The organism is Monashia sp. NPDC004114 (genome assembly GCF_053603855.1).
Window position 1 is genome coordinate 45,649 of record NZ_JBSGGK010000014.1, and the last position, 15,683, is coordinate 61,331.

16 protein-coding genes and 1 tRNA gene are annotated in these 15,683 nt (G+C 69.6%); 16 read left to right on the plus strand and 1 reads right to left on the minus strand.

The features are described from left to right. Positions 1-4: 4 nt before the first annotated feature. On the plus strand, positions 5-1,597 hold the full coding sequence (locus tag ACWEOW_RS17250) for an MFS transporter (RefSeq protein WP_452270455.1): 1,593 nt from the start codon (positions 5-7) through the stop codon (positions 1,595-1,597). Here ACWEOW_RS17250 and ddaH read toward each other — a convergent pair. Beyond that, on the minus strand, positions 1,521-2,291 hold the full coding sequence (ddaH, locus tag ACWEOW_RS17255; RefSeq protein WP_452270456.1) for a dimethylargininase: 771 nt from the start codon (positions 2,289-2,291) through the stop codon (positions 1,521-1,523). The genes ACWEOW_RS17250 and ddaH overlap by 77 nt on opposite strands. A 210-nt stretch (positions 2,292-2,501) precedes the next feature. On the opposite strand from ddaH, the gene ACWEOW_RS17260 reads away from it, so the two are divergent. From ACWEOW_RS17260 to ACWEOW_RS17330, 15 genes are all read left to right on the plus strand, one after another. Then, positions 2,502-3,284, plus strand: a complete 783-nt coding sequence (locus ACWEOW_RS17260; RefSeq protein WP_452270457.1) for a MerR family transcriptional regulator — start codon at positions 2,502-2,504, stop codon at positions 3,282-3,284. A gap of 149 nt (positions 3,285-3,433) precedes the next feature. After that, positions 3,434-4,468, plus strand: a complete 1,035-nt coding sequence (locus ACWEOW_RS17265; RefSeq protein ID WP_452270458.1) for an aspartate-semialdehyde dehydrogenase — start codon at positions 3,434-3,436, stop codon at positions 4,466-4,468. Between the two features lie 132 nt (positions 4,469-4,600). After that, positions 4,601-5,260 carry a dTMP kinase gene (tmk, locus tag ACWEOW_RS17270; protein WP_452270459.1) on the plus strand — a complete coding sequence of 220 codons (660 nt, stop codon included), beginning with the start codon at positions 4,601-4,603 and terminating at the stop codon, positions 5,258-5,260. Further along, the gene (locus ACWEOW_RS17275) at positions 5,257-6,417 is read left to right on the plus strand and encodes a DNA polymerase III subunit delta' (RefSeq protein WP_452270460.1); all 1,161 of its coding nucleotides are present in this window, start codon (positions 5,257-5,259) and stop codon (positions 6,415-6,417) included. Before tmk ends, ACWEOW_RS17275 begins: the two co-directional genes overlap by 4 nt. A gap of 33 nt (positions 6,418-6,450) precedes the next feature. Beyond that, a complete protein-coding gene (locus ACWEOW_RS17280; RefSeq protein ID WP_452270461.1) occupies positions 6,451-8,007 on the plus strand; it encodes an alpha/beta hydrolase in 1,557 nt (518 codons plus the stop codon). 203 nt (positions 8,008-8,210) lie between these two features. Then, a complete protein-coding gene (locus ACWEOW_RS17285; protein WP_452270462.1) occupies positions 8,211-9,800 on the plus strand; it encodes an alpha/beta hydrolase in 1,590 nt (529 codons plus the stop codon). Positions 9,801-10,004: 204 nt separating this feature from the next. After that, positions 10,005-10,081 (plus strand) — tRNA-Thr (locus ACWEOW_RS17290). Positions 10,082-10,381: 300 nt separating this feature from the next. Continuing rightward, positions 10,382-11,593 carry a hypothetical protein gene (locus ACWEOW_RS17295; protein ID WP_452270463.1) on the plus strand — a complete coding sequence of 404 codons (1,212 nt, stop codon included), beginning with the start codon at positions 10,382-10,384 and terminating at the stop codon, positions 11,591-11,593. Positions 11,594-11,811: 218 nt separating this feature from the next. Next, entirely contained in the window at positions 11,812-12,192 is a 381-nt protein-coding gene (locus tag ACWEOW_RS17300) for a hypothetical protein (RefSeq protein ID WP_452270464.1), read from the plus strand. A gap of 184 nt (positions 12,193-12,376) precedes the next feature. Next, a complete protein-coding gene (locus tag ACWEOW_RS17305) occupies positions 12,377-12,622 on the plus strand; it encodes a hypothetical protein (RefSeq protein WP_452270465.1) in 246 nt (81 codons plus the stop codon). Between the two features lie 66 nt (positions 12,623-12,688). After that, positions 12,689-13,144, plus strand: a complete 456-nt coding sequence (locus tag ACWEOW_RS17310) for a phosphatase PAP2 family protein (protein WP_452270466.1) — start codon at positions 12,689-12,691, stop codon at positions 13,142-13,144. Between the two features lie 444 nt (positions 13,145-13,588). Continuing rightward, positions 13,589-14,194, plus strand: coding sequence for a type II toxin-antitoxin system HicB family antitoxin (locus tag ACWEOW_RS17315; RefSeq protein WP_452270467.1), 606 nt, complete (start codon positions 13,589-13,591; stop codon positions 14,192-14,194). A 569-nt stretch (positions 14,195-14,763) separates the two neighbouring features. Then, positions 14,764-15,015, plus strand: coding sequence for a hypothetical protein (locus ACWEOW_RS17320; protein ID WP_452270468.1), 252 nt, complete (start codon positions 14,764-14,766; stop codon positions 15,013-15,015). Next, on the plus strand, positions 15,012-15,179 hold the full coding sequence (locus ACWEOW_RS17325; RefSeq protein ID WP_452270469.1) for a hypothetical protein: 168 nt from the start codon (positions 15,012-15,014) through the stop codon (positions 15,177-15,179). The genes ACWEOW_RS17320 and ACWEOW_RS17325 overlap by 4 nt, the downstream gene beginning before the upstream one ends. A gap of 123 nt (positions 15,180-15,302) precedes the next feature. After that, positions 15,303-15,551: a hypothetical protein gene (locus tag ACWEOW_RS17330; protein WP_452270470.1), complete on the plus strand. Its 249-nt coding sequence runs from the start codon at positions 15,303-15,305 to the stop codon at positions 15,549-15,551. Positions 15,552-15,683 lie beyond the last annotated feature (132 nt).

Sequence of the window (15,683 nt, forward strand, 5' to 3'; positions counted from 1 at the left end):
GACCATGACTGTGCAACAGACCTCGACCCCGGCGCCCCCGCGCGCCGGCCGCCGCGAGTGGACCGCGCTCGCCGTGCTCACCCTGCCGCTGCTCATCGTGTCGATGGACGTGTCGGTGCTCTTCTTCGCCGTGCCGCACATTGCCGAGGCCCTGTCGCCGACCGCCACCCAGGTCCTGTGGATCTTCGACGTCTACGGCTTCGTCCTCGCTGGGCTCCTGCTGACGATGGGCAACCTCGCAGACCGCATCGGCCGGCGCCGGCTGCTGTTGATCGGCGCGACGGCGTTCGGGCTCGCGTCCGTCCTCGCGGCCTACGCGCCGACGGCCGAGTGGCTCATCGCCGCCCGCGCGCTCATGGGCGTCGGGGGAGCGACCCTCATGCCGAGCACCCTCGCCATCGTGCGCAACCTCTTCACCGACGAGGCCGAGCGGGCCAAGGCGGTCGGCATCTGGTCGGCCGTCATGGCCGGGGGCGTGGGCATCGGCCCCGTGATCAGCGGCATCCTCCTGGCCCACTTCTGGTGGGGCTCGGTCTTCCTCATCAACGTCCCCGTCATGGTCGCGCTGCTCGTTGTCGCACCACTGCTCCTGCCCGAGTCGCGAGCCGCCGCGAGCCGCGTCGACCTGGTCAGCTCGGCCCTCTCGCTGCTCGCGATCCTTCCGGTCATCCACGCGCTCAAGCAGTTTGCCGCCCACGGGTGGTCGCCGTGGCTTCTCGCGTATGCCGCTGTCGGCGTGTGCGCGGGAGTGGCCTTCGTGCGCCGCCAGTCACGAGTGCCCTCGCCGATGGTCGACCTCGGGCTCTTCCGCAACCGTGGCTTCGGGGGATCGATCGCGGTCCAGATGATCGGGATGTTCGGCGTCATGGGCAACGCGATCCTCATGACGCAGTACCTCCAGTCGGTGCTTGGCTACTCCGCGCTCGCCGCTGCTCTGTGGAGCCTGCTCCCGTCGGTGCTCGTCGGTGCCGCCGCGCCGACCGCGGCCGCGATCTCGCAGAAGGTGGGACGGCCGATCGTGATGGCAGTCGGGTTCGTTGTCGCCGCAGTCGGATTCGCGGGGATGTGGCTCGCCCACGCCAACTCGTCGATCGCACCCGCACTGGTCGCATCGGCCTTCATCGCGATGGGTCTCGTGTCGGTCGCCACCCTGGTCACCGAGTACGCCATCGGCGTCGCACCTGCCGAGCGGGCGGGGTCAGTCTCCGCGCTGGTCGAGACCGCCGGCGAGCTCGGCGGGGCGCTCGGCATGGCGGTCCTCGGCAGCATCATCGGCGCCGTGTATGCCGCCCGCATCGACACGCTCCTCCCGGCCGGACTGCCCGCCTCCGTCGAGTCCGCCGTCTCCGAGACCCTGGGTCAGGCGGTCGTGGTGGCCGGGCAGGTCGGGGGCACCCAGGGCCAAGCAGTGCTGGACGCGGCCCGGACGGCATACGTCGACGGGATGCACTCGACCGACCTCGTGGCGTGCGCGGTGCTCCTCGTCGGTGCGGTGGTCGCGTTGGCCACGCTGCCGGGAGTCAGCCGCGGAGCCGGACGGACAGGCACGTCACGCAGCCCTCGAGCTTCTCGAACTCGGAGATGTCGACGACGGTGACGTCGTTGCCGCGGCTCTCGAGCAGCCGTGCCGTGCGTGGGGCCGCGGCCGACATGAGGACCGACATCCCGCCGAGCAGGACGACGTGCGCGCCCGCCTCCTCGGGCACCGGCACGAACCGGTCCCAGACGGTCGGGTCGTCGACGAGCGGCGGAAAACCGATGATGCTGCCGTCGGGCAGGGCGGTCACAGCCGACTTGAGGTGCAGCACCTTGCTGACCGGGACGGGCACGACCTCCACCCGGTGGCCCGTCAGTGCGGCTCGGAGCTGCTCGGCGCCGGCGAGGTTGGTGCGCCCGCCGACCCCGACCCACACCCAGCGGCCGTGCTTGAGCACGTCGCCACCATCGAGCGTGCCTGGCTCCTCGATGGCCCTGACGCGGTACCCCTGAGACTCGACCGACTCGCGGATCCCCGCCTGCTCGCCGCGGCGCTCCGGTGCCCCGGACCGGCAGAGCACTGCGACGTCGCCATGCACGACGACCTGGTCCTCGATGAAGACCCCGTCGGGGCAGTCGTCGACCGGCGGGGCCTGTACCACCGACCAGCCGCGGCGCCGGAGCACGTCGCAGTACTCCTGCCACTGGCGCAGCGCGAGATCGGGGTCGACCTGGCCGGAGCGCTCGATGTGGGTGACGATCCCGTCGGCCAGACGGGGCGAGGGTCGGCGGACGAGCGCGAGGCGACGATGCACGCGGACAGCCTAGGGGCGCGGGTGCGAGGCAGCAGGGTTGTGGTCCGCTCCATCTGCGTTGGTCCATGTGGCGGAGCGACGCAGATGGAGCGGACCACACCGTGTCCCGCGCCACGGGCCTGCGCTGGACGGGGAGCGTTCCTGCGCCACACGGCATACCGTCGTCATGGGGCTTGACCCTCACGCGACGTGAGGCGCCACGCTCGTGTCATGACCGGAAGGACGCAGGAGATGACCACCTGGACGGTGGGGCAGGTCGCCGACCTCTTCGGCGTAACGGTGCGCACGCTGCACCACTACGACGAGATCGGCCTGCTCAACCCGAGCGAGCGCTCGCAGGCGGGCTACCGCCTCTACACCGACGAGGACCTCACCCGGCTGCAGCAGATCGTCGTCTACCGGCGGCTCGAGCTGCCGCTCGACGAGATCGCAGGACTGCTCGACGGCGGCGAGGACGCGGTCGACCACCTGCGTCGGCAGCGCGCGACGGTCGTGACCCGGCTAGGCGAGCTCGGTGAGCTCGTCGACGCCATCGACAGAGCACTGGAGAGAGAGATGAGCAACCAGCCAGCAACGCCCGAGGAGATGAAGGAGCTCTTCGGCGACGGGTTCAGCGACGAGTACCAGCAGGAAGCGCAGGAGCGCTGGGGCGAGACCGACGCCTGGAAGCAGTCGGCGCAGCGCACCAAGCGCTACACGAAGTCGGACTGGGAGGAGGTCAAGGCAGAGATGCAGGCCGCGCACGCGGCGTTCGTCCGGGCCAAGCGCTCCGGCCTGCCACCGACGAGCGAGGCAGCCATGGACGCCGCCGAGCAGCACCGGCTGCACATCCACAACCGCTTCTACGACCTCAGTCCGGACTTCCACCGCAACCTCGCCGACATGTACGTCGCCGACCCGAGGTTCACCAGGACGTACGAGGACCTCGAGGAGGGGCTCGCCCAGTACGTCCGCGACGCGATCCACGCCAACGCCGACCGGCAACAGTCGTGACGGCCCTGCTGCGCCTCCGTTGTGCAGTGGCGCTGAGGGCCGCGTCAGCGGCGATGACGAAGTCCGCGACACCTTCCTGGTCGTACCCGCCTCAGACCAACTGGTGAACGGCAGCCGGCCGCCCGACGCACTGCTCGTAACCTGGTGACATGCGTGTTGGTGTCTTCGGTGCAACGGGTCAGGTCGGTGGGGTCATGCGCACCCTCCTCGAGGAGCGCGACTTCCCCGTCGAGCAGGTGCGGTTCTTCGCGTCGGCGCGGTCGGCGGGCACGACGCTGCCGTGGAAGGGCGCCGAGGTGACCGTGGAAGACTCGGCGACCGCCGACTTCTCCGGCATCGACATCGCGCTCTTCTCCAACGGCGGCGCCGCGTCCAAGGAGCTCGCGCCGAAGGTCGCGGCAGCGGGTGCGGTCGTCGTGGACAACTCGAGCGCCTGGCGCAAGGACCCCGAGGTCCCCCTCGTCGTGTCCGAGGTCAACGCCTCGGATCTCGACACCATCCCCAAGGGCATCGTCGCCAACCCGAACTGCACGACGATGGCCGCGATGCCCGTGCTCAAGCCCCTGCACGACCGGGCCGGCCTCGTGCGCCTGCACGTCTCCAGCTACCAGGCCGTGAGCGGGTCGGGCGGCAAGGGCGTCCAGGAGCTCGACCGCCAGCTGCGGGGTGGGTATGCCGCGGGCGACCCCGCCGAGCTCGCGCTCGACGGTCGCGCGGTGACGATCCCCGAGGCCCAGGTGTATGCCGTCCCCGTCGGGTTCAACGTCGTCCCCCTCGCGGGGTCGCTCGTCGACGACGGCTCGCTCGAGACCGACGAGGAGCAGAAGCTGCGCAACGAGTCGCGCAAGATCCTGCACATCCCGGACCTGCGCGTGTCCGGCACGTGCGTGCGGGTTCCGGTCTTCTCCGGCCACAGCCTCGCGATCCACGCCGAGTTCGCCGAGGACCTCAGCGCCGACGAAGCGCTCGACCTGCTCAAGAACGCCCCGGGGGTCATCGTGACCGACGTCCCCAACCCGCTCGAGGCCGCGGGTCGCGACGAGGTGTTCGTCGGGCGGGTCCGCGCCGACCAGGCCGCGCCCGAGGGCAAGGGGCTGGTGCTCTTCGTCGTCGGTGACAACCTGCGCAAGGGTGCGGCCCTCAACGCGGTCCAGATCGCCGAGGAGCTCCTCGCCCGCCGCTGACCCCGTCGAGTGGTTCCGTCGAGTGGCCCCGTCGTCACACGCGTCCCGGGAAAGGGTGTCCCTGCGTGCGACTGGTGTGACGGCGGGGCCACTCGACGTTGAGTGTCGCCCGGGTCGCATAGGCTCGGCGTCGTGACGGACATCCTCGCGGCGGCGACCCCAGGCGTCGACACGGCTCCGGGGCTGTTCGTCTGCTTCGAGGGCGGCGACGGCGCGGGCAAGTCGACACAGGTGCGCCTGCTCACCGACGCCCTCGAGCGCCGCGGACGTCGCGTCCTCGTCACGCGGCAGCCTGGAGGCACCCCGCTCGGCGAGCAGATCCGCCAGCTCGTCCTGCATGGCGACCATGTTGCGGCCCGCGCCGAGGCCCTGCTCTACGCCGCCGACAAGGCGCACCACGTCGACGAGGTCATCCTCCCGGCGCTGCGTCGCGGGGAGGTCGTCCTGACCGACCGCTACATCGACAGCTCCATCACCTACCAGGGTGTCGGCCGGTCGCTCGGCATCGCCGAGATCCGGGCGTTGCAGCAGTGGGCGGTGGGTGGGCTGGTTCCCGACCTCACCATCGTCCTCGACGTCTCGCCCGAGGTCGGCCGCTCCCGCCGTGGCGACGTCCACGACCGGCTGGAGTCGGAGGCCGATGCCTTCCACGCCGCGGTCCGCCGGGCCTACCTCGACCTCGCCGCGCAGGATCCCGACCGCTACCTCGTCGTCGACGGCGCCCTGCCCGTCGCCGAGATCCATGCCGCCGTCCTGGCGCGGGTCGACCAGGTGATCGCGAGGCGGACATGACCGTCTGGCGCGACCTCGTCGGACAGGAGCCGACGATCGAGACGCTCTCTCGCGCGGTTCGCGACGAGGCGTCCATGACCCACGCGTGGCTCTTTACCGGCCCTCCCGGGTCGGGTCGCTCGACGGCGGCCCGGGCTTTCGCGGCAGCGCTCCAGTGCCCCAAGGGAGGCTGTGGAGAGTGCATCGAGTGCCGCACTGCCCTCGACGGCACGCACGCCGACGTCAAGGTCGTCGCGACCGAGGGCCTGTCGATCAAGGTCGCGGAGGCGCGCGCGCTCGTGCAGGAGGCGGCGATGCGACCTTCGGTCGGTCGCTGGCGCATCATCATCATCGAGGACGCCGACCGCCTCACGGCATACACCGACGCCCCGGCCGACGCACTCCTCAAGGCGCTCGAGGAGCCGACGCCACGCACCGTCTGGATGCTCTGCGCGCCGAGCCTCGAGGACGTCATCGTGACGATCCGGTCCCGGTCCCGGCACGTGCGGCTCCGCACACCCCCGGTCGAGGCGGTTGCAGAGCTGCTCCAGCGCCGCGACGGCGTCGACTCGGCGATGGCTCTGTATGCCGCTCGCGCAGCACAGTCCCACATCGGACTCGCCCGCCGTCTGGCCCGGGACGAGCAGGCCCGGATCCGACGCCACGACGTCATCGCGATGGCCGCCAAGATCGTCGGCGTCGGCGACGCGATGGGTGCCGCTGCAGACCTCGCGCAGATCGCCGACGAGGAGTCCGCGGCCTCGGGTGCCGAGCGCGACGCGGCCGAGCGGGCACGGCTCATGGAGACCCTCGGCGCGGACCCGACCGCCCGCGTCCAGCCGCCGCACATCCGGTCCCAGCTCGCCGCTCTGGAGCGGGAGCAGAAGACCCGCGCGACCCGCTACGGCCGCGACGTCATCGACCGCGCCCTCGTCGACCTGACCTCCGTCTACCGCGACGCTCTGGTGCTGCGGCTCGGCTCGGACGTCGACCTGGTCAACCCGGACGCGATGGACAAGGTGCGTGGCCTCGCGAGCGTCTTCACCGCCGAGCAGCTCCTCGGCGCGATGGACGCCATCAACGAGGCGCGCGAGCGGATCAACGCCAACGTGGCACCGTTGCTGGCGCTCGAGGCGATGGCACTGCAGCTGCGGGTGCCGCGCGACCTCGGAATGTAGGTCGGCCCAGGTTCTCGGGTTACCGTTTCCGCCATGACGACACGCCCTGCCGCCATCGCACGTGCCCTCACCGCGACGGCGGCGGCGGTGGCGCTCGTGCTCGGCGCGGCGGCGTGCGACGACTCCGAGCCTCCGGTCGCGGCGCCGACCCGGTCCGGGCTCCCGGCAGCCACGGTCGCGCCGGCCGCGGATCTCGCCCCTTACTACACACAGCATCTCGACTGGAAGCCGTGCAACCAGTTCGAGTGTGCGACGCTGCGAGTGCCGCTGGACTACGCGCACCCGGACCCAGCCAAGGACCTCGGGATCAAGGTGCTGCGCGTCAAGGCGGGCGACCAGGACCACCGCCTCGGCTCGCTGCTGATCAACCCCGGCGGGCCGGGAGCGTCCGGGATCGACTACGTCGCCGGCGGGGCGAGCACTATCGGCGGGCCGCAGGTGCGCCGCTACTACGACCGCATCGGCTTCGACCCGCGCGGCGTCGGCCGCTCGGACCCCATCGACTGCCTCGGTGACCGCCAGCTCGACGCCTTCCTCGGCGCCGACGCGACGCCGGACTCCCCGGCGGAGGAGCAGAACCTGCTCGACGAGGCGAAGGCGATGGCCGACGGCTGCGAGGCCAACAACCCCGACCTCGTGAAGCACCTGTCGACGGAGGACGCCGCCCGTGACATGGATGTGCTGCGGGCCGCGGTCGGGGACTCCCAGCTGAACTACCTCGGCAAGTCCTACGGCACGTTCCTCGGCTCGACGTATGCCGGCCTGTTCCCGGAGCGGGTCGGCCGGATGGTCCTCGACGGCGTCGTGCCGCCGGACCTCACGAGCGCCGAGCTCGCCGAGGGGCAGGCCCGAGGTTTCGAGCTCGCGACCAAGGCCTACCTGCAGGACTGCGTGGCCGGCGGCGACTGCCCGCTAGGCGACACCGTGCCGGCGGCCGAGAAGAGCCTGCAGAACTTCTTCGCCGGCCTCGACAGCAACCCACTGCCGACGGGCGACCCGGCGGTGCCGCAGCTCAACGAGTCCTGGGGCCGGCTCGGCGTCGCTCTGGGTCTCTACGACCAGGGCTCGTGGGGCGTCCTGACCGACGCGCTGACCGAGGCCAAGTCGGGTAACGGGCAGACGCTCCTGCAGCTGGCGGACTCCTACGCGGACCGCACACCGGGCGGCGGGTACAACGGCAACATCATGGAAGCGATCTACGCCGTCAACTGCATCGACCGGCCCGACAGCCCTGACCTGTCGACCTACGAGAAGTACGCGACCGACTTCGCGAAGGCGGCGCCGACCTGGGGCCCCTGGCTCGCCTGGGGCAACCTGCCCTGCGGCGTCTGGCCCGCCAAGGAGGGCCAGGGCCCGCACAAGATCCGCGCCGAGGGCAGCAACCCCATCGTCGTCGTCGGCACCACGCGCGACCCCGCGACGATCTACGAGTGGTCCAAGCGGCTTCGCGACCAGCTCGCAAACGCGGCGCTCATCTCGTACGACGGAGACGGCCACACGGCATACGGTCGGAGCAACACCTGCGTCGACGGCGCCATCGACGCGTACTACGTGCAGGGGCGCGTTCCCAAGGACGGACTTTCATGCTGAGCGACGCGCCACATCCGGACGACCTTCCCGAGGCGCAACCTGGGTATGCCGCCCTGCCGCCGGACTACGCGCCACCATCTCCTGGGTCAACGGCACATTCGGGACCGGAGCTCCCGCCACCCGGACCTCCTTCTGGCCCAATGGGATCCGGCGTCCACCCGCCGGGCGCGGCCGTACCGGTGCGGCACTCTCCGCTTCGGCGTGTGCTCGCCCTCGTGGCCGTCGTCGCGCTGCTCGGGGCCGTCGGTCTCGCGGTCTGGCGCGTCGGGAACCCGCCGACGGTGGCCGAGCCGAGGCGGCCGGCGAGCGGGTGGGCGACGCCGGGGGCCGGTGGCAGCCCGAGCGCCTCGCCGACTCAGGCGCGGCCCACCGACTACGCCGCCGCACTGCGCGACTACTACACCCAGAAGGTCGACTGGAAGCCGTGCTCCGGCGACTCCAAGCAACAGTGCGCGACGATCCAGGTCCCGGTCGACTACACCAAGCCCCAGGGTGACCGCTTCCACCTGGCGCTGCGCAAGGTGCCTGCCACCGATCCCTCGAAGCGCGTCGGGTCGCTCCTGGTCAACCCGGGCGGCCCGGGCGCGTCCGGCGTCGAGTTCGCCCAGGCGGCATCCAGCACGTTCAGCCCCGACGTCCTCGCGGCATACGACATCGTCGGCTTCGACCCGCGCGGGATCGCGGCCTCTGACGCCGTCGACTGCCTCAGCGACGGCGACATGGACCTGCTCTTCAGCACCGACCCGACCCCCGACTCGGCCGCCGAGAAGGCGAAGGGCCACTCCGTCCTCGACGGCGTCACCGAGCGCTGCGCGACCCGTGGAGGCGAGAAGGCGCGGCACATGGGCACCACCGAGGTGGCCCGCGACATGGACATCATGCGGGTGCTCCTCGGTGACCAGAAGCTGAACTTCTTCGGCGGCTCGTACGGCACCTTCCTCGGGGCGCTCTACGCCGACCTGTTCCCCAAGCAGGTCGGGCGAATGGTGCTCGACTCGGCCATGTCGCCCAACCAGACCGACGAGCAGGAGATGACGTACGACATCCAGGGGTTCGAGTCGTCGATCGATGCGTTCCTCGACTGGTGTGTCGCCCGTGACGACTGCGCGCTCGGGCGCGACAAGGCCGCGGCCAAGCAGAAGCTCGTCGACCTGCTCGACAAGGCTGAGCGTGACGGGCTGACGACGAGCCGCCCAGGCCTCTCGCGGATCGGCGAGGGCTGGGTCGCCTTCGGCATCTTCATGTGCCTCTACTCGGACCAGTTGTGGGAGCCGCTCAACCAGGCCCTGACCCAGGCCCTCGACGAGGGCAAGGGCGACCTGCTCCTGCGCATCGGCTCGCTGTTCGTGGACCGCAGCCCCTCCGGGAAGTACGCCAAGGGCAGCTATCTGCAGGCGATGATCCCGGTCCGCTGCGCCGACTGGCCGCGCACGCCGCCGACGGCGGCCAGGGTGGCCGAGGAGGACCGGGCCAAGGCGGCCCACCCGCTGTGGGCGCGGATGACCGGCGACCTCTACGACAACTGCCGCACCTGGCCCGGTGCCGGACGCACCCCCAAGGGCACGACCCTCGGCGTCGGGGCCGCGCCGATCCTCGTCATCGGCAACGAGCGCGACCCGGCGACGCCGATCGGCGGTACGAAGCAGCTGGCGAAGGACCTCGCGTCCGGTGTGCTCCTCACCTCCGACCACGACGGCCACGGCACCTACAACCAGGGCAACACCTGCGTCGACGACGCTGTGGACGGGTACCTCGTCGACGGCAGGACCCCGCCCGACGGCAAGGCCTGCTGAGGCCGCGTCCGCAGCCGTCGGGAGCCGTATGCCGTCGGGCGTACGTCGGGGGTGCCGTAGGCCGGCGGCTGCCGGGCGGCATACGTGGCGATGGGCGCGCTGTGGGTCACCGCGCGTGCGGGGACGGTCCGATTTCGTGCCCAGACTGGGGTCTGCGTATACTCATCCACCGTGCCCGGGTCATCCCCGGCCCGACGGGTACGCGCCGCCTTAGCTCAGTCGGCCAGAGCGATTCACTCGTAATGAATAGGTCGTCGGTTCGATTCCGACAGGCGGCTCCACAACGAAACGGCCCCTCACCTGCACAGACAGGTGAGGGGCCGTTTCGCTGCCATCGGCTCGGGAGTGGGCTGGGGAGCCATTGGGGGAGCCATTCGGGCGACATGACCCGAGCGGACCTGCGTCTCGGTAGGCGAGGGCTGCGCCGCCCAGCGGGGTGCACGCCTTCGGCCGGCCGGTTCAACAGGGGATCGGCCTCGATGGGACCCGACCTATGTTTGGAGGAGCATGTGAGACGTGCATATCGATCGATGAGGCGGCTACGGGTCGCGGCTGCTGTTACGGCGGCCGGGGTGCTGCTCGTGGGCGCGGGTCTGACCAGCGCTGCCGCGAACGCGGCTTCGGGGGCCGCCACGGTCGAGGGGAACGCAGGTGGGCTGTCAAAGGGTGGCGCGTTGGCTTCGGGCAGCGTCCTGGATGGGTTGGGCCGTCCTGATACTGGCGCCGTGGTACTGGCGTATGCATGGCCGGATCAGTCGGCACTGATCGGCCAGAAGACAGGGGCGCGGATTCCGCTGATTCGTCTCGGGCGAGCCAAGGCCGACTCATCCGGCCGGTACACGCTGCACGTGGCGCCTGGCCAGCTGATGAAGACGGCGGGCAAGCATGGATACGTCAACGTCGAGCTGGTGGCGCTGTCGGGCGGCAGGGACATGACCTACGACTACAGCGTCAAACCTTTTGTGAGTGGCTCGCCCAGCACGACGGACTCCTGGTCCGTGATGGGTGCCTCGGACGGGGCGTCCGCGCCGCGGGTCGACTACGACTTCAAGGCGCAGAAGGTCTCCAGAACCCCTGACTCCGGGCACGGATCGAAGCCCGTGAGGGAGTCGGCGCTGGTCGGCAAGGCTGGCGGCGCGTTGGCTGCGACGGCCGACGCCACGGGCAGAGGTGCGGACGTCAGCGCAACGCCTGACTCGGTGCCGTACTGCTCGCTCTTGGTGGGGTCGACCTACTACGGCCAGAAAGAACACTTCTCGACGCTCTACACGATGTCAGGCATCCCTGCGACTCTCACCGAGGGCACCTCCTCGACCCACGCTACGACCCACACCCTCGGTGTTGCCCAAACGCTGGACCATGTGTCTTGGAGCGCAAGCGGAACCAGCTCCATCACCCATACCTCCAGCGCTAGCGCATCAACGACCTACTCCACGTCGCACACCATCTACAACCGGGTGAACTACCGCGACTACGGCAACAGCTGCACCGGCTTGACGCAGCGGACGCCGATCGGCTTCTACGACATCCTGAGCAACGACGGGGTCAATGTCACCAGAGCCAACTGGTACACATGCAGCCCCAAGAACAAGGGTGACCACTGGAATACTGGCACGGCATCGGAGATCACAGTGGGCGCCGGGGTCAGCCTGTCGGTGGCGACCGTGTCCGCCCAGTCGGGTTTCTCGGACAGCGTCGACCTCGGGTTTGTCTACAACGTGCCGGGCGAGATCTGCGGAAACAACGTGAACGGGCCATTGTCGTCCTCGATCGTCGAGGCGGACATCTATTGACCTGGCGGCGCCTTCGCGCGCTAGCAGCGACAGCAGCGGTGGTCACTACTGCTGTCGCCGCGTGCAGCGGTCTCGGCCCTTCAGGTCCTGTCATGCGACTCCCGGCGCCGGTCAACCATGTGGTCGAGGGCTTCGCGGAGGTTGGCCCCCGCGTCCACGTGAGCATGGGTGACATGCTCGTCTGTCTCTCGGCACCCGGCACTGTGAAGGTGTTGAGCGTGGAGCCGATCCAGCCGATCGGGCAGATCACGGTCGTGGACTACGGGTTCCGTTCGAACCCGTTTCTCGCCTCCCCGCCCAGGGACATGCTTGGGGACCGCAAGGGCTCCTTGGCACAGTCCGGCTTCAGCGGGGGGCGGGCGGTCGATGTCGCGTGTGGAGCGGCCGACTCCGGCCTGGGTGATGAGCTCGGGGTCGAGTTCACCAACCCCACCGGCACGGGGGCCGCCGCGAGTGGATGGCGCATCACCTACGAGTCCGCCGGCGAGCGGCAGACGTTCGAGTTTCCTTTGGTGTTCGCGGCTTGCCCACGGGTCGCAGGCGATCCGGACTGCCTGGCCCTCCAGAAGGAGGCCGACCCGACCCAGCGGACCTCCTGACACTCCGGCGGCGGCGGGAGTCCCCGGTCACGTGCCCGGTCCTGGCCCGGGACTCCACAGAGTCTGTCGTCGACATGATGTGGCTGCTTCGGCGTCTTCACGTGTAGGCCGCGTCGAGCTCCTTAGGGCCACCCGTCGCGCGGTCGTCAGGGTTTCCGGGCCTGGCATCGCCGCCTCGGCGCAGGTGCTCGAGGAGCAATCCAATGGGACTCGGTTCGGCGCAGGCACCTTCCTGGTCGGCAAGGAGATCAAGCCCGGCACCTACTTCGTTACGGACGTCGACGGCTGCTACTGGGAGCGGCAGAACCGCAACGGCGAGACCATCGACAACGACTTCATCAACCAGGCGCGACGGGTGCAGGTCCGCATCCGGTCGACCGACTACGCGTTCAGCAGCGAACGCTGCGGTGAATGGGCCCGCGTCAAGTAGGTCGGTCGACGAGCGACGACCAGTGCGAGGCTAAGGCTGGGTCCGGACGGGCTCGCCCGCCGGAGGATGCTCGCCGTCTGGCTCGCTGTCACCGTTGGCGGCAGCGCCCTGCTGAACACCACGATCAAGCTGGCGCTCGAGAGAACGAGACCGCCCACCGCGGCGGCCCTGACGTCAGCGCACGGCTTCTCGTATCCATCAGGGCACACCCAGGCAGCGACGGTCACCTACTCCGCGATCCTGCTCGTGGTGGGCTGGCGGGCCTGTCGACCAGGCCCACAGCTCCGACTCGCCAGCGCCACGATCGTCGCTGTGCTCGTCGCCGCCGTAGGTGCCTCGCGAGTGCTGCTCGGGGCGCATTGGCCATCGGATGTCCTGGGCGGCTGGCTCCTTGGCAGCGCCTGGGTCGCAGCAGCCGCCATCGCCCTCTCGCCGAAAGATGCGTGTCGAGCCGCCCATCAGGTCGAACCGACCCAGCACCTCCTTGCCCGCGCATCTTCAGTGCCGCAGATGAAGGGATGACCAGACGCGCCGAGCCCAGCTGGCGCTGGTGCCAATGCCGGACGGCGACTAAAGGTTGCGCTGGTATGACGTCAGGTCGTCCTGCGTCCCTGACCCACGGCTGCGGGTGGGGCAGACGCCGCGGCGGACGACCCCGGTGGTTTCAAGGTGATGCTACCGGGGCCGGTAACCCAAGCGGCGTCCTATCAAGCCCCCCTTGACCCTTGACCTAAAGGGGGGCTAGAGTTATGCTCTGAAGCGAGGAGACGTCATCAAGGCCATCAAGAAAGAGGCCAAGCGGCAGGGTGTCGACTTCGAGCAGTATGAGCTCAAGCGGCACACCGGCATAAGGGTGGGCGCGACGTCGACCACGATCAGTCGATCGTCAAGTGACATGCCGGACCTGTTCGCCGAGACGATCTTCAAGCAACTGGAGCCTGCGTTGGGGAAAGGATGGTGGCGGAAGTGAGCAGACCGGTCCACGAGGTCCACGCGGTCAAGCACGAGCAATGGTGGCTCGTCACCTCGCCCGACGCGCCCGGCGCCGTATCCCAGGTTCGGTCCGTGAGCCATGCCGAGGAGCACGCCCGAGAGGCCATCGCCTTCGTGCTTGATGTACCCGAAGACTCGTTCGACATCACCCTTGTCATCGAGCTGCCTGGGCCACTGGAGGGCGAGGTGAAGGCGGCGAAGGACGCGATCGCTGAACTGGCAGAGCTTCAGAAGCGCACTGCAGAGCTATCCCGCACGGCGGCAAGGCACTTGGCCGAGGCGGGCCTGAAGGGTGTCGAGGTCGCCAAGGTCCTGGACGTCTCACCGCAGCGGGTGTCACAGCTCATACCGACCGGGCCGGCCAAGCCCGCTCGCGCTATGCCGGCGAAGACTGTGAAGCGCAGCACGGTGGCCAAGGCGACCGTGCGCAAGGGCGCCGAGGGCGCGATGCACTCAAAGGCGACCACTCGGGCGGCATTGCCGCGATCCGCGAGTTCGCGGACGGCAAGCGGCAACTCCGTCGGCGCACGGCCCGCCTCGTCGAAGCAGAGGCCGGCACCGCCGCCATCGGGGGTCTGAACGGCTTGCTTCCATATGTCGAAGCTCTCGGCCGCTGGTGGGCACAGCGCGGGCACACGAGTTCATCCCCGGATGGCCGCGGCCGGGTCGAGTTGACGCGGTTCGTGCGGCTGGCGCGGCCGTGACCGAGGCGCAGGCAGGGCGCAAACCGCTCGTAATGAATAGGTCGTCGGTTCGATTCCGACAGGCGGCTCCACGCCGAAACGGCCCCTCACCTGCGCAGACAGGTGAGGGGCCGGTCCGTTGCCCGCGAGTCGATCCATGCCAGGACAGCCATCGGGTCAGACATTCGGGCGACATGACCCGCCCGAACTTGCGTCTCGGTAGGCGAGGGCTGCGCCGCCGAGCGGTGCTCACGTCCTCGGCCCGACCGGTCGACGGTGATCGGTCACGGGTCCCGACACCGACCTGGAGGACGTGTGAGGACTGCACATCGATCGTTCGGGAGGCTGCGCGCTGCCGTGGCTGTTGGCGTGGCGGGTCTGATCTGCGCGGGGGTTTTGCCGGGAGCAGGGTCCGCGCGGGCGGCGTCGATCGATGATCGTAACCGGGCTGCACTGTCTCGGATCGTGCACGGTGGCTGGACGAAGGGCGACCTGGCGCTGATCAAGTCCCAGCCGGACCTGGCCGCGCAGGTTCCCGACCCGACCCGACGTCCCTCGGTCGAGGCCAGCAGCGCCCCACTCACCTGCAGCTCGCGCATCGACCGGCACCTGGAGTACTGCGTGATCAAGTACGGCTGCTATGCAGACACCTATCCCTGGGCGCAGTTCACGATCCACGGCAACGGCACCTGGGCATACACCGGAGCCGACTCATGAAGACATGGATGAAGGTCGCCCTCGTCATCGCGGTGGCGATCCTGCTGCTTGTCGTGCTCGGGCCGCTCGTCGGCGGAGTCGAGCTCGGCATCATCGCCGGCGTTGCCGCTGTGGCGGTCGGGGTGATCCTGTATCGGTCGAATCGGCGCAGCGACACGGCCTGAGGGCTTGAGGGTCTCCTAGGTGCCGCGCCCCACACCGCTCGCGAGGCGCGGCTGGAGTCCCGGGTCACCAAGTCAGGTCCGTGGCCCGGGACTCCTCATCGCACGGCGTGAGGTCTAGTTCGGGTGATCGGCGACGAACCGTCGCGTCTGCTCGTACTGGGCCGCGATCCACTCCTCGAGCACCCGGGCCTCGATGCGCCACTGGCCGCGCCCGCCGATCTTGATCGCGGGCAGGTCTCCGCCGCGACATCACACGCCGACGTACTGATCGTGGTCGCTGACGACCTGCTCCCGCCCCATGGCTGGGACACCGCACTGACGCGCATCATCGGACCCCTCGACCCCCGCACACAGTCCTTCGCGGATGAATAGGTCGTCGGTCCGATTCCGACAGGCGGCTCCACGCAACACCACCGAACGCCCCTCGCCCCTGCGAGAAGCGTTTCTGGTGTGTGGTGCCAAAGGCACGTTTGTTTGTGCATCTGACACCACAGAGTCAGGTCG

Bases quoted from the DNA above. Each gene is read 5' to 3' on its own strand.
- ACWEOW_RS17250 (WP_452270455.1), top strand. From the start codon at position 5: ATGACTGTGCAACAGACCTCGACCCCGGCGCCCCCGCGCGCCGGCCGC.
- ACWEOW_RS17260 (WP_452270457.1), top strand. From the start codon at position 2,502: ATGACCGGAAGGACGCAGGAGATGACCACCTGGACGGTGGGGCAGGTC.
- ACWEOW_RS17265 (WP_452270458.1), top strand. From the start codon at position 3,434: ATGCGTGTTGGTGTCTTCGGTGCAACGGGTCAGGTCGGTGGGGTCATG.
- ACWEOW_RS17275 (WP_452270460.1), top strand. From the start codon at position 5,257: ATGACCGTCTGGCGCGACCTCGTCGGACAGGAGCCGACGATCGAGACG.
- ACWEOW_RS17280 (WP_452270461.1), top strand. From the start codon at position 6,451: ATGACGACACGCCCTGCCGCCATCGCACGTGCCCTCACCGCGACGGCG.
- ACWEOW_RS17310 (WP_452270466.1), top strand. From the start codon at position 12,689: ATGCTCGCCGTCTGGCTCGCTGTCACCGTTGGCGGCAGCGCCCTGCTG.
- ACWEOW_RS17325 (WP_452270469.1), top strand. From the start codon at position 15,012: ATGAAGACATGGATGAAGGTCGCCCTCGTCATCGCGGTGGCGATCCTG.